This window comes from Bacillus sp. JJ634, from assembly GCF_036962285.1.
In the GTDB taxonomy this organism is placed as follows: Bacteria; Bacillota; Bacilli; order Bacillales; family DSM-1321; genus Peribacillus; species Peribacillus asahii_A.
This window is the reverse complement of the sequence record NZ_JBALMU010000179.1, coordinates 1-9,540: the sequence shown is the minus strand read 5'-3', so window position 1 is coordinate 9,540 and position 9,540 is coordinate 1. Positions and strand designations below refer to the sequence as shown.

The following is a 9,540-nucleotide window of genomic DNA, read 5'->3' as shown; positions in this document are numbered from 1 at the left end:
ATACAAATGGATAAATAAGATAATTCCAACAAAAGCGACAAAGCGGCAAAAGAACTTCTCTAATAATAGGGAAGAGTACTTGGCACCATACCCACTGAATAGGGTGACGAATCATGTATTTCCAAAAAGGATAGAGCAAATAATCTGAGATTAATTGAAAGATAGGTAAAAGGATTTTTTCCCAAATCCAAGTAAGCGGCTTAATCATGAAGTAAAACCAGAGAAAATAGATCAAACGAAAAAGAAGTTGAATAGGAAAATAAACGATAAACACCAAACCGCGTAAAAGATACTTCACCCCGCCCTCGATTGTTGGCATGGAACTCACCTCCTCTAAAAAAGATTATGTTTCTATTTATTCTATGTTCTTCCTATTAGTTATAACAACCTGATTTATACCTGTCTTGGTCTGAATAGTACTAAGGAAGAAAGGATTAGACTCTTTTAAAAGTGATATGAAAATACAAAAAATAACAAAAGGAAAGGAGATTATTTAGGCAGGAGAGAAATAACAATGTAAGTGTTTCCTATTTTGGAGTTCGCAATGATGACTAAAGGAAGCTCAATAAATCAACAATGAACAGAATATGAAAGCAGGAGTGTGAAGGGATGGGTCAGGAACAGCGGATTTGGTGGTATGCTTTTGCGAGTATGATGGTGACAATTAGTACTCTCGGCTTTGCAAGAATGTCGTTCGGGATTCTCATGCCTTTTATGAAGGAAAATTTATCACTGACGTATGAACAGGCAGGTATGTTAGGGACAGCTACTTCGATTGGATATTTAGGAATGGTTCTTTTCGCGGGTATCCTTGCTTCAAAATGGGGCTCGAAGCGTTTAGTTGTTTGGGGAACGTTCCTTGTGGCGATTGGTTTGTTGTGTTTGTCTTGGGTTACGAGTTTTATTTCTTGTCTAGTGGCAATGGCAATGATTGGAGTTGGTACGGCTTTCACCTACACACCACTTGTAAATATTGTTGTTGGTTGGTTCCCGAAGCAAAGAGGCATGATGATTGGTTTTCTCGTTAGTGGATTGGGATTAGGGACTTTAATTTCGAGCACGCTTATTCCATTCTTTACTACATGGTTTTCGGAAAGCGGCTGGCGGTATCTTTGGCTTTTGTATGGAATACTTTCTCTAGTAGTTGTTCTTGTGGCTCAGGCTATCCTTCGAGATCCGCCTATTCCTTTACGTAAAAAGGGGCAGCGAGATGATTCGCTTGTTCGGGAAGTGTACTTGCATAAGGGTGTTTTGCTAGTGGCCATTATTTACGGATTGATTGGATTTGCTTATTTAATTCCACAAAGCTTTCTTTTTAGTTATTTTTTAGAGTCTAATGTTGATCGATATTCAGCTGGAAGAATCATGGCTTTTGGTGGGATTATGTCTATTTTTAGCGGGCCGTTGTGGGGAACGATTTCAGATAGAATTGGGCGAAAGAAGTCTCTGCTTATTACCCTTTTCTTAGGGGCTGGTTCGATGCTTATTCCGATTTTATTTCCTATACAAATTGGGTTTGTTGTAAGCCAATTCCTTTGGGGAGTAACGGTTGTGGGCATGCTTTCACTTATTCAGGCACTTTCTACAGAGCAGATTCATCATTCTTATGCACCGATTGCGCTAGGATATACGACGGTTTTCTTTGCGGTAGGGCAATTAGCTGGACCGGGTCTTAGCGGCTGGATGATTGACCATATAGGAGGAATTCCTTCAGCTTTACTTCTTTGCTGCGGGCTTTTATTTACTGCTTTTATTCTAGCTACACAATTACAGAAGAAAGTAGCCGAAGAGCAGATGAATCTTCAAAAAGTGGATGACTCTGTGGGAGGGTGATTCATATTTTGTCCCTCAATGCTATATGTATAGCATTGAGGTGAAGTTCATGACAGTGAAGGATAATTATTTATTTCAGAAAGAGGACATGCTTAATCCGGAGTTGATGCCAGCAGGGGTTGTTTTTGTTTATAGAGCCTGAGAAAGAGGAAAAATCGATTCCATATTATCGGCAGTATTTTTGGAATGTTCTTCAATATTTACATGAGCAAGACACGAAGCCTTGGTCAGCGGATTATCCAACAGACCCAGAACATCATTTATGGGCTTTTTCCTTTGCAGGAGAACCGTTTTTTGTGTTTGGGAATGCACCTGCGTATAAGCAGCGTAAGACTAGGGATTTGGGGAATGGTCTTGTGTTAGGTTTTCAGCCAAGACGGATTTTTGAAGGATTAGAAGGGACAAATATTGGGAGAGGTATGTCTCGAGAAAAAGTGAGAGAACGTGTTGAGAAATGGGACCGCTTACCGAAGCATCCAAACATTAGTCATTATGGTGACCCAAATCACCGAGAATGGAAGCAATATTTTATTGGAGATGATATTGAACCAATTGAAGGAAAGTGCCCACTTGCTCATAGACTAAGTAGTTCATTTGATTCTAAGATAAAACGCTGAAAAATCATGGAATGAAGAGAAAGGTTTTTTACATTGTCCTTTAGTCTCCCTTTTGGTGAGATGAAGGGCAATTTTCTTTATATTTTGGCAGGTGGTTTTTTGGAAGTATTTGATTTTTGGTATATTCCAAAATGCAGAAGCCCTAAAGTAAAGCACCACATAGAAGCCTCACTCGCACCGTTCGCCCCCTCCAGCATAGGCTTCCGGTTGAAGTCTCCGGGACTTGGGGATTGACTAGGCATGAAACTTAATCTGGCTCTGTAAGTGAAAACCGCCAACGTTTCTAGTATTGTTTTTTCTAGTGCTAATGGTCATAGTAGCCTAACAGCTCTGAAATTTTTTTTGCGCTCTTCTGTAGTGTTTTGATTATTTCATCGTACTGATTTTCTTCGACATTTTTTGATTTACCAATAAGGGCGAGAGAGGAAACGACTTCACCGGTATAGTCTTGAATGGGTGCAGCTATGCTGATAAAACCAGTAGCGTATGTATCCTTTGTGACAGCGTATTGATCGTAACGGATTTTTACTATTTGTTGTTTCAATATCATTGGGTCAGTAATGGTGTAATCCGTGTACTTTTTTAAGGGCTGTGTGATGACATTTTCAATTATAGCTTGACTTTTGAAGGCTAAAATAGCAAGGCCCTCTGCTGTACAGTGTAAGTCGTTGTATCGACCACTTTTCGTAATTAATTTCGCTGGTCGATCGCCCATTTCGCGTAGTAAATAGACGACATGATTGTGCTCCATCACACAAATATGTGCAGATAAGTGGAAACGATTTGCAAGTTTTATGAGTATTGGTTTTGCATCTGTGTAAATTTCTTTGTGTGATTGCACGATACCCCCTAATGCTAAAATCGATAAACCTAGGCGATAATGACTATTTGCTGTATTTTGGACTAGAAACCCTTCTTGCACGAGTTCCTTCACATAACGATGTACAGTGCTTTTTGCTAAATGAAGTTTTTCGGCCATTTCCGTAATACCGATTTCGTTGTGCTTCGGTGTGAAAAGTCGTAAAATACGCATGGCGTTTTTGACAGAGGCCACAAAATATTGGTCATTTAATGAGTGTTTCAATGTCAACATCCCTTTCATGAGTTTGAACGTATTTCGTAATGTCGTGACTTGTAAGGAGCACGTTGTTCACGACTTTTTGTAAGTTTGGCAGCATTCGTTTTTTCGGACCGGCAACGCTAATGGAAGCGAATACTTGATTTTGTTTATTATAAATAGGGGCGCCGACTGACACGATATTTTCAATAAATTCCCCTTCACTAATGGCATAGCCTTGCTGTCGAATCGTTCCTAATGCTTGTTGTAATTGAGGTAGGCTTGTAATGGAATGCTCGGTAGTCTGTGCTAAACAGTTTTCAAAGAGTTCCTCAATCGTTGTCGGTTTCAAAAAAGCTAAAATGGCTTGACCAGATGCTGTGCAATGCGCAGGGTTCCGGCGACCGATATGTGACAATAATTGAACACTATGTGGGCTAGATTCCTTTTTTAAATAGATGATGTTGGTGTTATCTAAAATAGCAATATGTGAAGATTCGCCTGTTTGGACTGTTAATTGTTTTAAAAAATTGGTTGTTTCCTTCAAGATAGCTAATGGCTCGATTACGGTATTCGATAGGGCAAGTATGGAAGATCCTAAACTATATGTATTGAAATGGACATTTTGATGCATAAACCCTTCACTTTCTAACGTTTGAATAAGTCGGCAGGCCGTGCTTTTGGAAACATTAACAAGCTCTGCAACTTCTGATAATGTTAATTCTGGTTGGTCAATGGAAAAGCTTTTTAAAATGCGAAGAGCATTGGTTAATGAGCTGTTCATTGTACGAGACAAGCAGAACCCCCCTTTTTAAAAAAACAAAACTTTTTTATAAAATACCACTTTTACTATAAATAATCTTCACAAAACTGACAAAATTTTTATTTTTGTTCCATATAGCAGAATGAAAGCCTTTTCATAAAACAAAATCCCTCTTATTATTACTTTAGTATTTTTAGAATTTTCTGTATCTCGCACAAATTATTATAAACAGAGGAGTGTATGGTTAATGAATTATCACATTCACGAGACAGATGTTGATTTAAAAACCAATAAATTGCATAGGTTAAATGAGCTATTAGTCTTTGTTACAGGCTTTAATGAGTTTTATAAAGAAAAATATAAAGGCATTCATTTACCTATTACATCCGTGAAGGATTTAAGCCGTCTTCCTTTTACGACAAAAAGGGAATTAGCCGAAGATCAAAAATTATACCCACCATATGGTCGTAATCATTCTTATCCAGAAGGGAGCTACATTCGCTATCACCAAACATCAGGAACAACCGGCCGTCCATTAAAAGTGCTCGATACGGCGAAAAGTTGGGACTGGTGGTCAGATTGTTGGGTGGAAGTTTTGAAATCTGCCGGCGTAACGAAAAAAGACCGTGCCTATTTAGCTTTTTCATTTGGACCGTTTATCGGATTTTGGGCAGCACACGAAGCTGTGCAGAAACTTGGCTGCATGGCCATTCCAGGTGGCAGTATGTCGTCGGAAGAAAGGTTAAACAGCATGCTTCAGAACGAAGCAACCGTTCTTTTCTGTACACCAAGCTATGCACTTCATTTAGCAGAAGTTGCTGAAAAGCTAGGATTAAATATTAAAGATTCAACAATCAGAAAAATCATTACAGCTGGAGAACCAGGGGGCTCGGTTCCTTCTACACGTGCTCAAATTGAAAGTTTATGGGGAGCTAAGCTATTTGACCACGTTGGAATGACTGAAATGGGTGCATACGGATATTCTTGCCAGGAACAAAAAGGATTGCATGTGAATGAAGCACAATTTATTGCTGAGGTCATTAACCCAGATACGTTAGAACATGTAGCACCCGGTGAACGTGGGGAGCTCGTGTTAACAAATCTTGGACGTTTTGGCTATCCGATGATTCGCTATCGTACTGGTGATGCTGTTGTATATCAAACAGAAGCTTGCGCTTGTGGAACTCCATTTTTATTTTTACCAGGCGGTTTGTTAGGGCGTACAGATGATATGGTGGTCATTCGTGGTGTGAATATTTATCCTTCATCCATTGAAGCCATTGTTCGTGAATTCGCTTCAATTAAAGAATTCCGAATTATTTATTATACAGAACTTGAAATGAATCAAGTTAAAGTTCAAATTGAAGGTCCAGAAGAAATAGTGCCTATGTTGGCACAATTATTACGCAAACGTGTAGGCTTACGAATAGAAGTAGAGTGGGTGGAAGACAATTCCTTGTCGCGCTTTACCATGAAGGCTCGTCGCGTTATTGACAATCGTAAAGCTGGCGTCACTGTATAAGAAGGAGATTATTAATGGATTACAAAGTAAAAGTACATTGGGGAGACACGGACGCTGCAGGCATTGTATTTTATCCGAATTTTTATAAATGGATGGACGAAGCGACACATGAATTTTTCTCAGCGATTGGACACCCGACCGATGCTTTATTTAAAGAGAATATTGCATTACCTTTGATTGAAACACATTGTGATTTTAAACGCCCCGTTCTATACAATGTAGAACTGATTGTGAAATCAGAAGTCGTGTTATTAAAAGAAAAAGTGTTCAAATTATTACATCAATTTTATTGTGAAGGCCAACTTGTGGCGGAAGGCTATGAAGTGAGGGCTTGGGCTTCAACAGCAGAAGGGCGTGCGAGAGCAGTCGCGATTCCAGAACAAGTGAAAAATAAACTAGGATTAAAGGAGTAGATAAAATGACAAACACACGTGAAGTATTAGTTATCGGTGCAGGACCAGTTGGTATGACTGCTGCCCTTGCACTACATAGACAAGGTATTAAAGCAACAATTATTGAAGCAGAGCCGGAAGGACGTGAACGTGCAGGCAGTCGCGCGATTTATCTTCATAAAGAAACTTTAAAACTATTAGAAAGTATTTCTTCAGGCTTAGGTTTTGAATTAGGGGATATCGGTATTGTTTGGCCTGTCAAGAAAACGTCTTATCGAGGCGAACCGGTCTACAAACGTGTTTATGAGCCACCGGCACCAAATACGATTCCAGCGTTCGCAAGTTTACATCAACACGAAATTGAAAAAGCGTTATTTAAAGCATGTCAAGCTGCCGACGTAGAGTTTGTATGGGGAGAATCAGTGAAGGACGTAGTCACCTCAAATGAAAGCGTTACCATTGGAACAGAAAAGGGTACTTGGGAAGCGAAATATGTTGTCGCAGCAGATGGTGCACACTCTGCAGTAAGAAAGTCTGTCGGTATCAAATTCGAAGGGCCACGTACAAGTGATGCATTTGTCGTAGTGGATGTAAAAGAAGATGAAGAAAATCCACTGCCACTGGAGCGTACTTTCCATTATCAACATCCAGATGCTGGTGGGCGTAATGTGATGTATGTACCATTTGCAGGTGGTTGGCGTATCGACTTACAACTATTCGATGAAGATGATCGTGCATACTACGGTTCAGAAGAAGGCGTACGCGAATGGCTTCCAAAAGTAATGGATCCGAAATATGTTGAGCGTATTACATGGATTTCAACCTATACATTCTATCAAGTAGTTGCAGAAAGCTACACAGATGAACATCGTCGCGTCATTTTAGCTGGTGAAGCTGCCCATTTATTCGCTCCATTCGGTGCACGCGGATTAAACTCAGGGGTACCGGATGCAATAGTAGGTGTACAAGGTATTGCAGCTGCATTAAAAGCTGAAACGGTTGAAGAAGCACGAGCTGCCATTGAAGCAGCGGCGAATGAGCGTCTAAGCGCAGGTTTATATAATCGTGAATGTTCAAACTTAGCTCTTGAACATATTCAAGGTACAAATGAAGAGATTAAGCTAAAACGAGAAATTAGTGCTTTCTTAGCGCCGCATATTCCGAAATTAGGAAAATGGTTAGACGAAGGGCCATTTGGACCACGTTCTGGCCCACCAGCATTATCAACGAAGTACTAATTTATTCTGGATTTTGGCACCGTTGTTGTTTGTAGGTGGAATGATGGCGAAAAATGAAGTTGCATCAGAAATGTGCTGTACTAGCATATTTCTGATGCGAGTTCGTTCATCAATTAGCTTTTTAATGAGTACAGCCATATGACGCTGATAAAATGGTGATTCTGGGAAATAGCAATTCAGAGGGGAGGGAATGCGTATGAAAGAAATAATAACACAGCCGTATAAGCGAGTGTGGGGGATGCTCTTTATAGGTTGGATTGTTGCGTATTTTGACAGGACAATCACAGGACCTGTCGTTACCTGGATGATTAACAATGATGTTGCCTTTTTAGAAAGTGCATCCAATCCGTACGCATTAGGTGGTTTATTAGGTAGTTTATTTTTTGCAGGTTATATGTTAACGCAATTCCCAGGTGGTTACTTCGGAGATAAATACGGTTATCGTAATATGGTTATTTTGAGTATTTTATGGGCAGGAATTACGACACTGTTAACAGGATTCTTTCATGGTTTGCTTGTCTTTATTGCATTGCGTGTATTGACGGGGTTAGGAGAAGGAGCTTTCTATTCAAACGACCGTTCGCTCATTGCACAGGTAACGCCACCCAAAAAGCTCGGCTTAGGTATGGGAATCGTAATGAGTGGTTTATCTGTAGGTCTAACTTTAGGGTTAGTTGGAACCGTTTATTTAATTGAATGGGCCGTTCCATTTCTAGGGAATGATGCTTGGAAATCACCGTTCATTGTTTTAGGGATTGCTACGATTATTGTTGGTCTTGCTATGTCAACTGTGATTCCCAAAAGCATGAATAAACAAAATGCTAGTATGAAGAAGACGATTATTAGCTTAGGATCCTATTCTATTGTATTTTTAGTAATTATTATGACGATTTACGTTATTACTGATAAAATGCAGTTAAGTGAAGGGGCGATAGCAGGAATCTTCACTTTATTAGCATTTGTTTTTATTGCATATATTTATCGTACAAAGCCAGAAGTTCGTCCAGTGTTAAAAAATCGCAATTTAATGCTTTTATACATCTCGGCAATTCCAATTATGTGGCATTTATGGTTTTATAGTTTCTGGTCTGTATCAATTGTAAGTGATTTTGGAGGGAGTACATTAACAACAGCAGCACTTGTTGCTTCATTTAATGCGATTGCAGGTTTGCTTGGTTTTCCATTAGGAGGTTGGATTTCAGACAAAGTAGCTCATAAACAAAATGGCCGCCGAAATATTTTATTTATTTTAACCGTATTCTTTGCACTTTCGGTATTTGCATTTGCATTTTATATTATGAGTGGTCACGGAAACTTAATTATTATGTCGTCCATTTTATTTGTTTCAGGCACAATCTTTTTCGCGGTACAATCCATTCAACATGCATTTATTTCTGAATTAGCACCGGCAGAGCACCGTGGCTCAGCGTTTGGTTTATGGAATTTAATTGCAGAAATTGGCGCATTATTATCTCCGGTAATTTCAGGGGTGCTACGAGATAGCACAGGTGACTGGAGTTCACCACTTTTACTAGACGCAACGTTAATCGCAGCGAGTTGTGTATGTATTATCTTAATTGGTGCTGGTTCAGCGAAATTAAAATCAATATCTCAATCAGCATAATGGTTAAAACCAAGCAAATATCGATTTCATCGAAATTTGCTTGGTTTTTTATTCATTAAAACGGGAAATAAAATAACAAAATGAAAAAACAAGAAAGATTTGAGGAGTTTAGTCAAAAATTCGATTCAATGAATGCGATGGATCAGGGGGCTAAACCTAATTGTACAAACAGTTAATAATGTTACTGGTATTGACAAGGGGAATTATGGCAAGATTAATAAAAAAAGATTAAATTGAACGTCTTTTTTGTTGTTTTTTAGCTTTACTAAATTATTTTTTCTATTGTACTTCCTCCTTCACAGTCCCCTTAATACCGTATAATTTTCTCCTTTTCTCCTTTTCACTAATTTCGAGAAAAAATATTTCAAAAAAATAATTGACGAATTAAAAATACGAGCGTATAATCAATTCTTGTCAGCAGGACAAATTAGTTCTTTGAAAACTAAACAAAACAGAAACGCCAACGTTAATTTTTTAAGTGAGCACTCACTATA

Annotated in this window: 7 protein-coding genes and 1 pseudogene; 6 read left to right on the top strand and 2 right to left on the bottom strand. The window is 38.9% G+C overall.

Annotated elements, in window-relative coordinates; all coding sequences use genetic code 11:
- Positions 1-609: 609 nt before the first annotated feature.
- Positions 610-1,833: a YbfB/YjiJ family MFS transporter gene (locus V7068_RS20810; protein WP_499714374.1), complete on the top strand. Its 1,224-nt coding sequence runs from the start codon at positions 610-612 to the stop codon at positions 1,831-1,833.
- Positions 1,834-1,943: 110 nt separating this feature from the next.
- Positions 1,944-2,450: pseudogene (locus V7068_RS20805) on the top strand (YqcI/YcgG family protein); the annotation flags it as partial.
- Between the two features lie 304 nt (positions 2,451-2,754).
- Here the strand turns inward: V7068_RS20805 and V7068_RS20800 are convergent.
- Together V7068_RS20800 and V7068_RS20795 are read right to left on the bottom strand one after the other, a co-directional pair.
- The gene (locus V7068_RS20800; protein ID WP_499714373.1) at positions 2,755-3,534 is read right to left on the bottom strand and encodes an IclR family transcriptional regulator; all 780 of its coding nucleotides are present in this window, start codon (positions 3,532-3,534) and stop codon (positions 2,755-2,757) included.
- Positions 3,515-4,303 carry an IclR family transcriptional regulator gene (locus V7068_RS20795; protein WP_499714372.1) on the bottom strand — a complete coding sequence of 263 codons (789 nt, stop codon included), beginning with the start codon at positions 4,301-4,303 and terminating at the stop codon, positions 3,515-3,517. The genes V7068_RS20800 and V7068_RS20795 overlap by 20 nt, the downstream gene beginning before the upstream one ends.
- Before the next feature lie 214 nt (positions 4,304-4,517).
- On the opposite strand from V7068_RS20795, the gene V7068_RS20790 reads away from it, so the two are divergent.
- The 4 genes from V7068_RS20790 to V7068_RS20775 all read left to right on the top strand — a co-directional run bounded on the left by V7068_RS20790 (position 4,518) and on the right by V7068_RS20775 (position 9,046).
- Positions 4,518-5,792: a phenylacetate--CoA ligase family protein gene (locus tag V7068_RS20790; RefSeq protein ID WP_499714371.1), complete on the top strand. Its 1,275-nt coding sequence runs from the start codon at positions 4,518-4,520 to the stop codon at positions 5,790-5,792.
- A 14-nt stretch (positions 5,793-5,806) separates the two neighbouring features.
- Positions 5,807-6,205 carry an acyl-CoA thioesterase gene (locus tag V7068_RS20785; protein ID WP_499714370.1) on the top strand — a complete coding sequence of 133 codons (399 nt, stop codon included), beginning with the start codon at positions 5,807-5,809 and terminating at the stop codon, positions 6,203-6,205.
- A 5-nt stretch (positions 6,206-6,210) separates the two neighbouring features.
- Positions 6,211-7,422, top strand: a complete 1,212-nt coding sequence (locus tag V7068_RS20780) for an FAD-dependent monooxygenase (protein ID WP_499714369.1) — start codon at positions 6,211-6,213, stop codon at positions 7,420-7,422.
- Positions 7,423-7,618: 196 nt separating this feature from the next.
- Complete coding sequence (locus V7068_RS20775; protein WP_499714368.1) at positions 7,619-9,046, top strand: MFS transporter; 1,428 nt, start codon at positions 7,619-7,621, stop codon at positions 9,044-9,046.
- Positions 9,047-9,540 lie beyond the last annotated feature (494 nt).

Coding starts and splice junctions, on each gene's coding strand:
- V7068_RS20785 (WP_499714370.1), top strand. CDS start 5,807: ATGGATTACAAAGTAAAAGTACATTGGGGAGACACGGACGCTGCAGGC.
- V7068_RS20810 (WP_499714374.1), top strand. CDS start 610: ATGGGTCAGGAACAGCGGATTTGGTGGTATGCTTTTGCGAGTATGATG.
- V7068_RS20775 (WP_499714368.1), top strand. CDS start 7,619: ATGAAAGAAATAATAACACAGCCGTATAAGCGAGTGTGGGGGATGCTC.
- V7068_RS20780 (WP_499714369.1), top strand. CDS start 6,211: ATGACAAACACACGTGAAGTATTAGTTATCGGTGCAGGACCAGTTGGT.
- V7068_RS20790 (WP_499714371.1), top strand. CDS start 4,518: ATGAATTATCACATTCACGAGACAGATGTTGATTTAAAAACCAATAAA.